This window comes from Amycolatopsis sp. NPDC028719 (genome assembly GCF_055565395.1).
This window is the reverse complement of the sequence record NZ_JBVHUL010000002.1, coordinates 251,626-265,320: the sequence shown is the minus strand read 5'-3', so window position 1 is coordinate 265,320 and position 13,695 is coordinate 251,626. Positions and strand designations below refer to the sequence as shown.

The 13,695-nt window shown below is 70.9% G+C and carries 17 protein-coding genes and 1 pseudogene; 3 read left to right on the top strand and 15 right to left on the bottom strand.

The features are described 5' to 3' along the window. Positions 1-6 precede the first annotated feature (6 nt). From ACZ4TR_RS09150 to ACZ4TR_RS09105, 10 genes are all read right to left on the bottom strand, one after another. On the bottom strand, positions 7-486 hold the full coding sequence (locus ACZ4TR_RS09150; protein ID WP_465286544.1) for a hypothetical protein: 480 nt from the start codon (positions 484-486) through the stop codon (positions 7-9). 56 nt (positions 487-542) lie between these two features. After that, positions 543-872 (bottom strand): hypothetical protein, encoded by a 330-nt coding sequence (locus ACZ4TR_RS09145; protein ID WP_465286543.1) that lies wholly within the window; start codon positions 870-872, stop codon positions 543-545. 10 nt (positions 873-882) lie between these two features. Beyond that, positions 883-1,980 carry a transaldolase gene (tal, locus tag ACZ4TR_RS09140; RefSeq protein WP_465286542.1) on the bottom strand — a complete coding sequence of 366 codons (1,098 nt, stop codon included), beginning with the start codon at positions 1,978-1,980 and terminating at the stop codon, positions 883-885. Further along, a complete protein-coding gene (gene qcrB / locus ACZ4TR_RS09135) occupies positions 1,977-3,548 on the bottom strand; it encodes a cytochrome bc1 complex cytochrome b subunit (protein WP_465286541.1) in 1,572 nt (523 codons plus the stop codon). Before qcrB ends, tal begins: the two co-directional genes overlap by 4 nt. Before the next feature lie 242 nt (positions 3,549-3,790). After that, a complete protein-coding gene (locus tag ACZ4TR_RS09130; protein WP_465286540.1) occupies positions 3,791-4,117 on the bottom strand; it encodes a hypothetical protein in 327 nt (108 codons plus the stop codon). Positions 4,118-4,145: 28 nt separating this feature from the next. Further along, complete coding sequence (locus ACZ4TR_RS09125) at positions 4,146-4,478, bottom strand: hypothetical protein (RefSeq protein ID WP_465286539.1); 333 nt, start codon at positions 4,476-4,478, stop codon at positions 4,146-4,148. Positions 4,479-4,624: 146 nt separating this feature from the next. Continuing rightward, positions 4,625-4,831, bottom strand: coding sequence for a hypothetical protein (locus tag ACZ4TR_RS09120; RefSeq protein WP_465286538.1), 207 nt, complete (start codon positions 4,829-4,831; stop codon positions 4,625-4,627). 73 nt (positions 4,832-4,904) lie between these two features. Beyond that, positions 4,905-5,132 (bottom strand): alcohol dehydrogenase catalytic domain-containing protein, encoded by a 228-nt coding sequence (locus tag ACZ4TR_RS09115; RefSeq protein WP_465286537.1) that lies wholly within the window; start codon positions 5,130-5,132, stop codon positions 4,905-4,907. A 105-nt stretch (positions 5,133-5,237) separates the two neighbouring features. Further along, positions 5,238-5,852 carry a TetR/AcrR family transcriptional regulator gene (locus ACZ4TR_RS09110; RefSeq protein WP_465286536.1) on the bottom strand — a complete coding sequence of 205 codons (615 nt, stop codon included), beginning with the start codon at positions 5,850-5,852 and terminating at the stop codon, positions 5,238-5,240. A gap of 9 nt (positions 5,853-5,861) precedes the next feature. Next, the gene (locus tag ACZ4TR_RS09105; RefSeq protein ID WP_465286535.1) at positions 5,862-6,248 is read right to left on the bottom strand and encodes a hypothetical protein; all 387 of its coding nucleotides are present in this window, start codon (positions 6,246-6,248) and stop codon (positions 5,862-5,864) included. A gap of 208 nt (positions 6,249-6,456) precedes the next feature. Between ACZ4TR_RS09105 and ACZ4TR_RS09100 the strand changes: the two genes are divergently transcribed. Continuing rightward, positions 6,457-7,086 carry a TetR/AcrR family transcriptional regulator gene (locus ACZ4TR_RS09100; RefSeq protein WP_465286534.1) on the top strand — a complete coding sequence of 210 codons (630 nt, stop codon included), beginning with the start codon at positions 6,457-6,459 and terminating at the stop codon, positions 7,084-7,086. Positions 7,087-7,175: 89 nt separating this feature from the next. Then, a complete protein-coding gene (locus ACZ4TR_RS09095; RefSeq protein WP_465286532.1) occupies positions 7,176-7,826 on the top strand; it encodes a TetR/AcrR family transcriptional regulator in 651 nt (216 codons plus the stop codon). Positions 7,827-8,257: 431 nt separating this feature from the next. Here ACZ4TR_RS09095 and ACZ4TR_RS09090 read toward each other — a convergent pair whose 3' ends face one another. The 5 genes and pseudogenes from ACZ4TR_RS09090 to ACZ4TR_RS09070 all read right to left on the bottom strand — a co-directional run bounded on the left by ACZ4TR_RS09090 (position 8,258) and on the right by ACZ4TR_RS09070 (position 12,873). Beyond that, positions 8,258-8,905, bottom strand: coding sequence for a nitroreductase family protein (locus ACZ4TR_RS09090; protein ID WP_465286531.1), 648 nt, complete (start codon positions 8,903-8,905; stop codon positions 8,258-8,260). Positions 8,906-8,943: 38 nt separating this feature from the next. Then, positions 8,944-9,737, bottom strand: a pseudogene (locus tag ACZ4TR_RS09085) (isocitrate lyase/PEP mutase family protein). 55 nt (positions 9,738-9,792) lie between these two features. Further along, positions 9,793-10,314: a carboxymuconolactone decarboxylase family protein gene (locus ACZ4TR_RS09080; RefSeq protein ID WP_465286530.1), complete on the bottom strand. Its 522-nt coding sequence runs from the start codon at positions 10,312-10,314 to the stop codon at positions 9,793-9,795. Positions 10,315-11,146: 832 nt separating this feature from the next. Continuing rightward, complete coding sequence (locus ACZ4TR_RS09075) at positions 11,147-12,367, bottom strand: MFS transporter (RefSeq protein ID WP_465286529.1); 1,221 nt, start codon at positions 12,365-12,367, stop codon at positions 11,147-11,149. 107 nt (positions 12,368-12,474) lie between these two features. Next, positions 12,475-12,873 (bottom strand): hypothetical protein, encoded by a 399-nt coding sequence (locus ACZ4TR_RS09070; protein ID WP_465286528.1) that lies wholly within the window; start codon positions 12,871-12,873, stop codon positions 12,475-12,477. A 71-nt stretch (positions 12,874-12,944) separates the two neighbouring features. Between ACZ4TR_RS09070 and ACZ4TR_RS09065 the strand changes: the two genes are divergently transcribed. After that, positions 12,945-13,691 (top strand): SDR family oxidoreductase, encoded by a 747-nt coding sequence (locus tag ACZ4TR_RS09065; RefSeq protein WP_465286527.1) that lies wholly within the window; start codon positions 12,945-12,947, stop codon positions 13,689-13,691. Positions 13,692-13,695: the final 4 nt, after the last annotated feature.

The window sequence follows — 13,695 nt, the reverse complement described above, 5'->3', positions numbered from 1 at the left end:
CTCGCCTCACCTGGGAAGCCGGCCGAGGGACAAGATCGACGTCCGGCGGCGCACGGCGAGCGCGGCGACGAGCAGTGCCACCGCGCTCGCGGCCACCTGGAGCGTCACGGAGACTTCGAAAACCCGGGCCAGGACGGTCGCCCCGGAATGCACGACGACACGGACGCGGGCGGGCCCACCGAGGACGATGTGGAACAGCACGCCCAGGACCAGCGAGCCGGACGCCGAGGCCAGGACGAGAGCCGCTCCGTCCCGTGCCGCGACCCGGAAGTGGCGCGTGATGCCGATCGCGGGACCGACGATGCCGAACACGGCGAGGCACGCCCCTTCCAGCAGGGCGACACCTCCGGAGAGCACCCCCAGCAGCAGGAAGCCCGCCAGCACGAGTACGGCCTGCACCGTGACCACGGCCGCCAGTACCCGGTCCAGCTTCCCGGCCAACCGGGGCAGGCGGAGCACCGCTTTGCCGTTCACTGCGTTCGTCATGGTTGCTTGGCGCCGGGCCGGCCGGACTTCTTACCGCCGGTTCGTGCGGCCCGCTCTCAGGCGTAGCGGCCGGAGAACTCCGAACCGTCTCCGGCGTGGGTGAAGCGCAGGCCGACGACCGAGCCGTCCTCGACCAGCCACCGCAAGTCGTACGAGGCGCGGTAGCTGGGTGGCCAGAACGAGGCGAAGCGGCCGTGGCTGTCGACGTACCACTCCCCGCGGGTCGGGTGGCCCCGCTCGACGTAGGTGGTGACGCCGTCGGCGTCGAAGACTTGCTCGGCGCCGTCGTCGTAGACGATCCGGCCGGCTGTCAGGGCGGCGACCAGGTTCTTCGCGGCCACTCGCTCGCCATCGACGGGGCTGAGTGACTCCAGTGAACGGGGCATGGGACTCCTTTCAGGGACGGATGCCGACCGAGGTGTGCAGGGCGGCCCAGCTGGCCGCGAACTTCGCGACGCCCTCCTGCTCGAGCGTGGCGCCGACGTCATCGAGGTCGATCCCGGCCGCGGCGAGGGCCGCGATGTCCGCCGCCGCCTCTTCGCCGCGCCCGGCGACCTGGTCCCCCGCGATTTCGCCGTGGTCGGCGAACGCCGAGAGCGTCGCGGGCGGCATCGTGAACACGGTTCCGGGCGTGACCAGCCCGGTGATGTACTTGGTGTCCGGAAAGGACGGATCCTTCACCCCCGTGGAGGCCCACAGGAGCCGCTGCGGGCGGGCGCCGTCCTCGGCCAGGCTCCGCCACCGCTCGCCTTCCCACACTTCCGCCAGGGCCTGGTGAGCGAGCCGCGCGTTGGCCAAGGCGGCGCGGCCCCGCAGCTCCCGGACGCCCTTCGCGTCCAGACGCTTGTCGACCTCGGTGTCCACTCTCGACACGAACAGCGAGGACACGGAGTGGATCGACGTGAGGTCGTGGCCGTTTTCGCGGGCCTGCTCGAGCCCGTCGACGTAGGCGGCTCCGACCTCGGCGCAGCGCCGCGCCGAGAAGACCAGGGTGACGTTCACGTTCACCCCGGCGGCGAGGGCTCCGGTGACGGCTCGGACGCCGGCCCGCGTGGCCGGGATCTTGACCAGGAGGTTCGGCCGGTCGACGAGCTCCCACAGCTGGACGGCCTCCGCGATGGTCGCGGCCGTGTCGTCGGCGAGTTCGGGGCTCACCTCCAGCGACACCCGGCCGTCGACGCCGCCGGTCTTCTCCCAGACCGGACGCAGGACGTCCGCCGCGCGCTGGACGTCCCAGATCATCACCGCGCGAACGGCCTCCTCGACGTCGATGCCGTTCGCAGCAAGGCGTTCCAGCTGGACAGCGTAACGGCTGCCGCGGGCGACGGCGTTCGCGAAGATCGTCGGGTTCGTGGTGACGCCCGTGACCGAGCAGTCCCGCACCAGGCGTTCGAACTCGCCGTCTTCCAGGATGTCGCGGGAGAGTTCGTCCAGCCAGAGGGAAACGCCGGCGTCGCTGAGCGCGTGGAGCCGGTCGGACTTGTCTTCGGTCACTTCGTCTGTTCCTTTTCCAGCGCCGCGGTCTCCTCCGGCGGGTCCGGTGTCCACAGTGAACCGGGCACGGCCCGGCCGCCGGACCCGAGCTTGTTCATCTTCTTCGGCACCGGTGCACCCTGGTAGTCGAGCGGGGTGGTGGCCAGGGGCTGGTGGATTTCGATGAACGCACCGTGCGGCAGGCGTTTGATGATGCCCGTCTCGACGCCGTGTTCCAGCACCTCCCGGTCGGCCCGCTGCAGGCCCAGGCAGATCCGGTAGGTCACGTAGTAGGCGATCGGCGGCACGAGCAGCACGCCGATGCGGCCCGCCCACGTCGTCGCGTTCAGCGAGATGTGGAACTGGTCGGCGATGACGTCGTTGAAGCCCGACAGCTCGATGACCAGGAGGAACCCGAGCGCCATCATGCCCAGCGAGGTGCGGACCGGGGCGTCGCGCGGCCGCTGGAGCAGGTTGCGGTGACTGGTGTCCTTCGCGAGCTTCCGCTCGATCCACGGGTAGAGGATCAGGATGCCGAAGAGCAGCGGCATGCCGACCGCGCCGGGGAAGAACACCGCCGGGATCGTGTAGTTCCCGAGGTAGACCTCCCACGCCGGCCAGATCCGGAGCATGCCGTCGGCCCAGGCCATGTACCAGTCCGGTTGCGAACCCGCCGACACCTGCGCCGGGTTGTACGGGCCGAAGTTCCACACCGGGTTGATCTGGAAAAGCCCCGCCATGAGGGCGGTCACGCCCGTGACGAGCACGGCGAGCGCGCCGCCGTGGAGGGCGAACTCGGGCACGATCCGGATGCCGACGACGTTGGTCTCCTTGCGGCGCACGCCCGGGAACTGCGTGTGCTTCTGGTACCACACGAGCGCCAGGTGCACGCCGGTGAGGGCGAGGAGGATGCCCGGCAGCACCAAGATGTGCAGGGTGTAGAGCCGCGGGATGATCTGGTCGCCGGGGAACTCCCCGCCGAACAGCGCCCAGTGGATCCAGGTGCCGATGACGGGCACCGACAGCACGATGCCCGACAGCGTCGCGCGGATACCGGTGCCGGACAGCAGGTCGTCCGGGAGCGAGTAGCCGAAGAAGCCCTCGAACATGCTGATCAGGAGCAGCAGCACGCCGACGACCCAGTTGGCCTCCCGCGGGCGCCGGAAGGCACCGGTGAAGAAGATCCGGAAGGTGTGCACGAGGGAGGCGGCGATGAAGATCAGCGCACCCCAGTGGTGCAGCTGCCGCACGAAGAGCCCGCCGCGGACGTCGAAGGAGATGTCCAGCGTCGTGCGGAAGGCCTGGGACATCTCCAGGCCCTGCATGTTCGTGAAACTGCCGTGGTAGACGACTTCCTGCATCGAGGGGTCGAAGAAGAGCGTCAGGTACACGCCGGTCGCGATGACGAGGAGGAAGCTGTACAGCGCCACCTCGCCGATCAGGAAGGACCAGTGGGTCGGAAACACCTTGTTCATCTGATGCCGCAGGCCCTTGGCCGGGTGGTACCGCCGATCAGCGTTGTCGGCGGCCTCCCCGAGGCGTCGTTCAAGCGCGCCGGTGCCCCTGGTCGGCGTGGTCGGTGAGCTCATGCTGCATTGGTGTCGCGGGCGGGGCCGGTCTTACGCCTCGAGCTCGAAAGTCCGCCGCCGGACGAGGACGGCGAGGATTCCCGCCAGCGGCAGAACGGTGTTGCCGGCCCGAGTCGGAGAAATGCTCCGAAGTGGACGCTGCCCGTCCGGTCGGCCCGGTCGCGCGGTCCATCGGGACGAGCCGGAACCGGGAACAGGCTGTGCTGACGCGGTTCTCTCCAGGGCCGTGGCGTGCTGACCTGTCACCGGTCAGGACGCGGCGATCCCTTCACCACCGACCGCGTCCGGCACCGCGGTCGTGCCGACATGAGGTCGATCGTTCCGGCCACGGCGGCCGCCTGGCCGAGCACGGCGAGCTGGCCGTGGCCCGCCTCGTAGGTGGTGATGGTTCCGCTGCCGGTGTCGGCGACGTAGGCGTGGTCGACTACGTCGGCGATCCCGCAGGTCCCTTGCTGGCCGGTGGCCACGGGGCCGAGGGCGTCGCACCCGGTCCGGCCGAGGCGCGCCGAGGCGAGCGCGTTCGGGCGCGCTTCCGTGCGCAGGACCCGGCCGTCGCGGCCGAACGGCACCGACCCGGCGCCGACGGCGCGCGGGTGATCAGGTGTCTTGCCATCCTCGTACGGGTTCCTTGCCCGTGGTGGCGGATCGGCGGACTCGGCTCTTCGACGGACGCAGGTCCGTGAGCAGGACGACCGGACCGCCGTTGGCGCCCCGGACGGCGCGCTCGAGCGCGGCCGCCGCCTCGGCCAGCGGCAGGGTTGCGCCCACCGACCGGGTCAGCCTGCCCTCGCCGAGCAGCGCGCTCAGCTTCGCAAGCTGGGCGGAGTCCGAGCACACGGAGACGTCCGCAAAGCTGACGCCCCACCCGGCCGGCCGGCCGTGATTGTCGCCGCCGGCCGGGTTCGCGCACCGCCCGGACTGCGTCGGCACTGCTGCCGGGTACCGCGCTGAGGGGCGGTGTCGACGCCGGCCCACTCGCGGACCCGGTCTGGCCGGCTCCGGTCGCGGTGGTCGACGACCTCGATCGCGCCGGCCCGCGCCACTCGATCGGCGCTCGCCGGTCCCGGCGGTAGCGATCACCCGGGCGCCGCGCAGGACGGCGAGCTGCACCGCCAGCCCGCCGGTCGCGCCGCCCGCGCCGTGGACGAGCAGCGTTTCTCGGCGACGCGAAGCCAGTCGGAAAGCACTTGCTCGGCGGTCAGGGCGGGCACGGGGAACGCCGCCGCCGCCTCCCACGGCACGCCCGGCGGCTTCGCCACGAGCAGTGCGGCGCCGACCGGCACCCGTTCGGCCCAGCAGCCCTGGTGACGCAGCGGAGCGGATGGCCGAGCACTTCGTCGCCCGGCCGGAAGCCCGTCACGTTCGAACCGACCGCGACCACGTCCCGGCCACCTCCACGCCGAGCGCCATCGGCGGGGTCAGCCCGACGTCCCACCCGCCCGAACGGACGATGTCGTCCCCGCTGCCGACGCCGGCCGCCGCGACGTCGATCACCACTTCGCCCGGCCCCGGGCCGGCCGGCTCCGGCAGGTCGAGCGGCTCGACCCCGGCCACCGATTTCCCGCACACCAGCGGCAGCACCACGATTTCCGCCCCACATCGAGCAGCGAGCCACCGAGTTCGGTGGCCGACCCGGGTCGGCCACAGCTTCTGCGTTCGATGTGCGCGCGTCTTGCGCCCGGGGCGGGATCAGGCCAGGAACGCCCGGATGCCGTCGAGCGCCATGTCCAGGGCGATTTTCATCGGGGCGACGTCCTGTTTGGTCTGCGCGAGCAGGTACCCGCCCTGCAGCGCGCCCATCAGCCCGACCGCGAGCCGCCGCGGGTCGGCGTCCGGCCTCAGTTTGCCCGCGGCTCGCATCCGTTCCAAGCCATCCGCGATGAGGTCTTCCCACGTCGCGAAATGCGCGGCCAGCTCCGTGCGTGCGCGCTCGTTGCGATCGGACAGTTCACTCGCCAGCGAACCGAGGGGACAGCCGTAGGCGCCGTTGTGCAGGGCGTTGTGCTGGACGACCGCGTCCCGCCACCGCTCGAGACCACGCATCGAGTTCAGCCGCTTGAGCTGTCCTTCGTGCCAGGAAAGCAGGTCCTGCGCCCGGCGGCCGATGACCTCTTGGACCAAAGCGTCTTTGTCCGGGAAGTGGTTGTAGAGCTGCGACTTGCTCGTGCCGCTGGCCGCGCGCACGTCGTCCAACGTGGTCGCGGTCGCGCCCTGCACGGACATCAGCTCGACCGCCGCGTCCAGGATCCGGGCTCGGGTCGCCGCGCCTCGGGCCGTCAACCGCGTGCGCTCCGGTTCTGCCACGCCGTCAGCCTACCCCACCGGACCTGCGAAGACGGACCTGGCGTGGCGCAGCACCACGGCGAACGCTCCAGCACTCGGTCCGGCCGATCGGCGTCGCGAGACCCGGCCCATCGCGCCGACGAACGCCCCCATGACCGCGGTCGCCTGCCCTGCCGTCGGCACGCACGGGGCGAGCGCCTGCCGATCGCGCGGCCGCCACCGGCACAGACCGTCGAGGCCGGCGGCCGCGAAGACTCCGTGGACCTGGCTGCGCACCACCTCCGCGACGAGCTCCCCCGACGTCCGCGAAGGACTCGCACGGTCAAGACTCGTCCACGCCCGCCATCGCGGCCACCGCGCCGACGACGCCGCCCGCAGCCCGTGTCGGCACCGCAGGTCCGCCACCGCGAACGTCACGGGTCGTCGCGTCGGGGGCTCCGGCCGTGTCCGGGTGGATCCACCATGAAACTCCCACATAGTGGACCATAGTGTCCATGCGAGACGCAGACTTCAGCCGTAACCCTGTCATAAGGCATTGCCTATCGGTGCACCACGGATCCACCGTGGTCCATCTGGTCCAGTCGTTGACCGTGCTCGAGGCATTCGGTGCGGTAACCTGACGGCCGTGGACGCACCGGAGGGCACGACGCTGACAACCCGGCTGACCGCGCGTGGCGCGGCGACCCGGTCCCGCATCGTGCGGGCGGCCGTCGACCTCATGCAGGCCAACGGGGTGGCCGCGACCACGCTCGACGACGTCCGGGCCGCCAGCAGCACGAGCAAGTCACAGCTGTACCACCACTTCCCGAACAAGACCGCCCTCGTGCGCGAGGTCGTGGCGGCGCAGGGCACGCGGCTCATCGGGCAGCAGGAGGCCCAGCTGCGGCGGCTGAACTCGATCCGCGGCCTCGAACGGTGGCGCAACGCGATCGTCCGGCGCGCCGGCCTCCCGAACGGCGTCCACGGCTGCGCGCTCGGCTCGCTCGCCGCCGAATTGGCCGACCGGGACGAAGAAGCCCGCGTGCTGCTCGCGGAGTACTTCGAGATCTGGGAAGAACTGCTGGCCGAGGGCCTGATCCGCATGCGCTCTTCCGGCGCGCTCCGGCCGGACGCCGCTCCGGAGAAGCTCGCCACCTTTCTGGTGGCCGCACTGCAGGGTGGCTACCTCCTCGCTCGGATGGCCCGCTCGGCGGAGCCGATGAAGCAGACCCTCGATCTGGCGATCGACCACGTCCGCACCTTCCGCGCCACCTAGCCGCTTCACGCGCTCGCAGTGGACGATAGCGTCCAAACCTGTCCGGGTCGAGGTGTACCGCGCCACGCCCGTCCGCTAGTGTCCGGGGTATGTCGGGTGATCAGACGGGGAGGCACGTCGAGGATGCGCGCCGGCTGGCCGTGATCGCGGCGATCGACCTGTTGCGCGACCGTCCGCTGTGCGAGATCACCCTCGCCGAGGTCGCAGCCGTGAGCGGCGTCTCCGAGCCGCGGCTCCGGCAGACCTTCGAGAACGAGGAAGCCCTCGTCGAGGCCGTGGTGCACGCGCAGGTGGCCGGCGTGCTGGCCGTCCAGAAGGCGCTGCTCGAAGGAGTGCGCTCGCTCTCGGACCTCCGGGCGTGGCGCGACAAGCTCGTCGAGGACAACCAGGTCACTGGTGGCGTCGGCGGTTGCCCGATCGGGTCCCTCATCGGCGAGCTCGCCGGGCGCCACGACCGCGGTCACCGCGCCCTCGCCGCCGGGTTCGCGGCGTGGGAAAGCCTCCTCGCCGGGGCCTTCCGGCGCATCCGGGAGCGCGGGGAACTCGGCTCCCGCGTGGACCCCGGCACGATCGCCACGGCCGTCATGGGGGCACTGCAGGGCGGGTTCCTGCTCGCCCGGACCACGCGTGACCCCGGGCAGCTGGCGACGGTGCTCGATGTGTCGCTCGAGCATTTGCGGGTCGTTCCGGCTGACAGTTCCTCGCTCTACGCGCATTCACTGTCGACGATGGACGAATGATCGAAATCAGTCAGCTCGAAGGGAGTGACTGAGCCCGCGGGGGTACCTTGGCGCGCGGCTCCAAGGAGTTCTACCGCGCCGAAGTTCCGGACGAGGGTCACGAGCGAACGTGATCCGGGCGGTGCAGCCGAACAATCCGTGGGCGGCCCGGTTCGTGCTACCCGCAGGACTGGTACGTGGACGAAACCGCGCGGGCGCGGCATCGGGCGGAGCCCTGATCGAGTACGTCGCCCGGGTCGCCCGCGACCACGGCGCGGCGCGGCGCGGCGCCGCTTTACTGGCTCACCCGGCGGGACAACGAACGCGCCCGGGTCCTCTGCGACAAGGTGGCCGTCTTCCGCGGTTCCCTCAGCCACGAACGCTTTCCGGGCTGAGCCCAGACCGGGCTGCGCGCCCCGCGAGGCAGGTCGAGCAGCCCGGTGCGTCCCGGTCTACATGAAGGTGAAGAGCCGATCCGCGTCGAACCGCGAAATCGGGCCCTGGTAGGCCTTTTCCTTGTCGGGGTAGCCGAGCGCCATCAGCACGGTCGTGGTGTGCCCGGTCTCACGGATCTTGAACGCCTTGTCGACGCTGGTCGGGTCGAACCCTTCCAGCGGCGTCGCGTCGAAGCCGAGTTCGACGGCCGCCATCATGGTCATCCCCATCACCATGTACGTCTGCTTTTCCATCCAGTGGTTGAGATCCTTGTAGGCGTAACTGCGCAGGTTCAGGAAGTCCCGGGTCATGAACTGCCACATCGCGCGCTTCGCCGGATCGGGGAAGCGGCCGTCTGCGTCCTCCTTGCCGAACACCTCGTCGAGGTGGCTGTCCGGCACCTCCGCCCGGGTGGTGAGGATGAGGGTGTGCGACGAGTTCAGGATCTTCCCGCTGTTGTCCTTGAACCGCTCCCCCAGGTTGTCCGCGAGTTGCCTCTTGGCCTCGGCCGACGCGAGGACGTAGAAGTGGCTGGGCTGGATGTTCGTCGACGTCGGCGCGGACCGCATGAACCGCAGCAGCTGCTGGAGGGATTCTTCCGGAATGGTCTTGCTGCCGTCGAACGCCCTCGTGAGGTGCTGGTTCATGAGCTTGTCGAGATCCATGGCGATCTGCCTCTTCTTCCGATTGATCGGTGGGTACGTCAGTTCTTGGCGCCGGCGACCAGTTCGCCGATCCGGTCGAAGCGCATGCCCCCGGTGGCGGCCGCGAGATCGCCCGCGACGAGCGCCTTGGCGGCTCGTTCCAGTGCGGCCATCGCGCCGGCGTACAGGAACGGGCCCAAGCTGATGCGCTTGACGCCCGCCTGCCGCAGTTCCGCGACGGTCAGCACCTTGTCCGAAGGCGACACGAGAACGTCGACCGGCGTCGGCGCGACGACCGCGACGATCGCGCCGAGTGCGTCGAGGTCAGGCGGGAACGGCGCGTACACCACGTCCGCCCCGACCTCCGCGAAGGCCGTCACGCGCCGGATGGTGTCACCGAGATCCGGCCGGCCTGGATGAAGTTGTCGGTGCGGCCGGTGACGACGATGCGCCGCTTCGCCGCGGGCACCGCGGCCCGCACGCGGTCGACAGCCTCGTCGAAGTCGCGGATGGGCCGGCCGGGATCACCCGAGGTGTCTTCGATCCCGATGCCGGCCAAGCCGTGCTCGACGGCCGCTTCGACGGTCACCGCGACGGCTTCGGACGTGTCGCCGTAGCCGTCCTCGAAGTCCCCGTTCACGGGCAGCCCGGTGAGCCGGCCGAGCAGGCGGGCGTGCTCGAGGTGCTCGCCACGGGTGGCTTCGTGCCTGCCGTCGGGCCGGCCGAGCGTGGCGGCCGGCGCCGCCGACGAGGTCGCGACGGCCTCGAAACCCGCGTCGGCCAGGAACAGAGCCGAGAGGCCGTCCCAGGCGTTCGGCAGGACGAGGCCACCTTCGCGGGTGTGCAGCGCCATGAATTCCTCATAGAGCGCGGAGCCCGGCATTTCGCACCTTTCCTGGTTCGGCCGCTCAGGCGGCGGGGATGTCGATGCCGGTCTGGTTGACGTTGTTGATGAAGTTGGTGAGCAACGCCTGCACGCTGACCGCGACGATCGCCAGGATCTGCGAGTCGGTGTACCCGGCCGTCCGCACATCGGCCAGGTCTTCGTCGCCGACCCGGCCGCGGCTGTCCACCAGCCGGTGCGCGAACCGCGCGGCCGCGGCGCGCTTGAGGTCGACCGAACTGCCGGCGCGACCCAAGGCGATGTCTTCGGCCGACATGCCGCCGAATTCGGACGACACGTACGTGTGCATGGCCAGGCAGTAGTCGCAGCCGTTCGCTTCCGACACCGCCAGCGCGATGCTGTGCCGGGTCCGCGGGTCCAGCACCCGGCTCAGCTTCCCCTGCAACGTGGTGACGGCTTCGAGCACGGTCGGGTTCGACGCGATGACCTTGACCATCTCCGGGACGAAGCCGAGCTGTGCGCCGACCCCTTCGAGGATCTGCCGCGAATCGACGGGGATGTCCTCGGGAACGGCCAATCGTGACACGGTGAATCACCCTCCGATGGTGTGTGAGTCTTGAGCGTCGGGCCGGCGCCGGCTCTTACGGCCTACTTTGGACTAGATCGTCCATGGATCGGCCGAGGACCGGTCACCTACCGGAACCGGCAACACCGCCTCGACGACTTGACGTCGACGCGTGTGGAGACCGGGCGCCGGCGGGAACATCCCCGCCGAGCTGCGTCCCACGACCACCCAGGAGTTCCGGCCCGCCCACCCCGTTCTCGAACGAGCCTGGCGTGGGCTGCCGGGCCTGCGCGTACCCGCACGGGCCGGGTGCTCGAGGCGTTGGTGCCCGCGGTCCTCGAGCAGCGGGTCGTCAGCCTGGACGCCCAGGCCGCCTGACCCCGGTTGCTCCGCACCACGACAGCCCCGCGCCGGGTCCCGCTCCCGCGGCGACGCGGGCCGTGCCTCCCCCGGCTGTGGGCGAAGATCTCGATCTGGGACTGGCGGCGAGCCGGAGTCGACCTGCGGTGCTCGGAACCGTCGTGCTCGACGCCCGGCACGCGGGCGAGCTCGAACGTGCCGCCGCCGACCCCGCCCGGGTCTACCGGCTGATGCCCGCGATGCCGGGTGCCGGGGTGCGGACCGCGACGGGGGTCGGGCACCGCGCTCGCCGACGCGCTCCCGCTCGGCGGCTTCGACCTCGGCCGGATGGCCGGCCCGGCGCCGGCCGGCCGGCCCCTGGCCGATGAGGAGGTCGAAGCGTTCTACCGGCTGTGGCGGCCGCGCCGGCACCGGTTGGTCCGCGTTCTCGAGCTCACGCCCCGCGCGCTGCCGCCACCGGGCGCCGCGCGCGGCCGTTCCGCTGACGAGCGCGTCAGCGCCGCGGCCCTGCTTCCGGATCGCGGGCGGCGACCACGGTGAACACGGTGGCGACGAGGGCGAGCCCGCCGTACCCGACGGCGATCTGCGGGAGGGAGAACGTCGTGGAAAGCCGGCCGGCCACGAGGGCGGGAATCGTCGCGCCGCAGTAGGAGAAGAGGTAGACGACCGTGAAGATCGGGGCCCGGTCGGCCACGCCGCTGCCCGCCAGCAGGCCGCGGGTGGCGGCGCTGATCGCGATGCCTTGGCTCGCCCCCGCGACGACGGTCGCCGCGAAGAACAGCACCAGCGCACCGGTCGCGATCGCCGCGATGATGCCGATCATGCCGGCCAGGAACCCGAGCATGCCGGCCCGCTGCGCCACGGCGGGCGCGAACCGGCCGCTGATCGGCGCACCGAGTGCACTCGGTCCCATGTAGGCGGCGAACACCAGCCCGAGGGCGAGCGGGCCGCGCGTGTGGAGCTGGTCTTCGACGAGCGCCGGCACGAACGCCTGGTAGAACGCCCCGGTCGCCCAGGTGGCCAGCAACACCGCCGCCGCGGCGGGGACCAGGTGCTTGACCCCAGCGGGAACGCGGACCCGGGGACGCAGCGATCGCCACAGGCCCGGCGCCGGGGTCACGGTTTCCGGGCTGACGAAGACGAGCGCGGCCGACAGCAGGAGCAGGCCGATCACCACGAGGTAGATCAGCTCGCGCGGCCAAGGACCGAACTGCACGAGCGCACCGGAACCGATGGCGCCGACCGCGAGGCCGAGCATGACCGTCTGGCTCGACGCGACCGAAGCCAGCCAGGCCGGTCTGGCCGGTGCGGCGTCGACGATGTAGGACGTGAGGCTGCTGCTGGCCAGGCCGGCACCGAAGCCCATCAGGAGCCGCCCCGCGATCAGGACGCCGAGGTGGTGCACGTTCAGCAGGAGCACGCAGCCCAGCAGGAGCAGGCCGAGGCTAGCGATCGAGGTGGGCCGCCGCCCCAGGTGGCCGGAAACCCGGCCCAGCACCAGCAACGTGCCGAGGGTGGCGACGGAGTAGGCGACGACGGTGATCGAGATGTCGGCGCTGGTGAAGCCTTCCTCGGCCCGGTAGACGTTGAACAGCGGGATCGTGGAGCCCACCGCGGCGAACGCCGTCACGAGCGACACCACCCCGGCCGCGAACGCCGGGGAAAGCCGTTCGCCGCGCCGGCCGACGTCGAGTCCCGGTGCCACGTCTCGCATCAGGTCACGCCTCTCTCGACCGGGTCGGGCCGCGCGGCTCGTTCCGGGATCGCCATCTTCAGTTGGACTATACAGTCCGCTAATGCCAGCGGTGATTCGTGCAGTTTTCACGGCGTCAGTGATCGCCCGCGCCGACGACGGCCCGGCCTCGATCTTGGTCTGGACTTCGACATCCGCCATCGTCGCGAGCCTGGCTCGCTCCAGCAGGCCGTCGTCCGCGCGCTGGGCGAACACCGGATCGCCTCGGCCTTCTGGCGCGAGAAGCCGACCTCGCGCAGGGCCGGTTCGTCGGCCGAGATGACTCGCTCGGCGGTGGTGGAACCGCCGAGGTCCTCGACGAGCCGCTGGTAGATCGCGACGGCGCTCGCCCCGCTGAGCTGCCGCGAAGTGATGGCGAAAGCGAACCACTCGATCGGGCCGCACACCTCGCCGGGCCGGCGCGTCTCGCACGCTTGCCGGCGCGAGTCATGCTCACGTCGCCAGCGTCGCAGACCCGAACCCGTCACACAAGTGGACCTTACAGTCCTCTTTGCGGCATGATGCCCGGCAAGACGACCAACCACACTGGAGTGACCTCATGTCGGCACGTACGGTACTGATCACGGGCGGCACCAGCGGGATCGGGAAGGCCGCCGCCGAAGCCCTGCACCGCCGCGGATACCGCGTCGCGGTCACCGGGCAACGTCCGGAAAGCGTCGCCCGCGCGAGAGAAGAACTGCCAGAGGACGTTCTGGTCCTGCGGGCCGACGCGCGCTCGCTCGCGGACACGGACGAGGTCGTGGCCGAAGTCAGCGCCCGGTTCGGAAGCCTGACCACGCTGTTCCTGAACGCGGGCGTCAGCCTTCCGATGACCCTGGACAACTGCGACGAAGCCGCGTACGACGAGGTGTTCGCCGTCAACACCAAGGGTCAGTTCTTCACGCTCGCCAAGGCGTTGCCGCTGCTGTCCGACGGCGCTTCGGTCATCGTCACCGTCGGCATCGGTGCCACCCGCAGCCTCACCGGCAACAGCGTCGCGGCCGGCTCGCACGGCGCGATGCTGGCCATGCTCCCGACCCTCGCCCTCGAGCTCGCCCCGCGCCGCATCCGGATCAATGCCGTGAGCCCGGGTTTCACCGACACCCCGATGACCCGCACCGCACTCGGCACGCAGACCGACGACGTCGCGGCGACGATGAGGGCGATGGCGGAGAAGAACCCGTTCGGCCGCCTCGGCCGGCCCGAAGACATCGCCGGCACCGTCGCGTTCCTGGCTTCGGACGAGGCCGCGTACGTGACCGGCCAGGAGATCGTCGTGTCCGGCGGCGCGGGGCTGGCCATCTGACCGG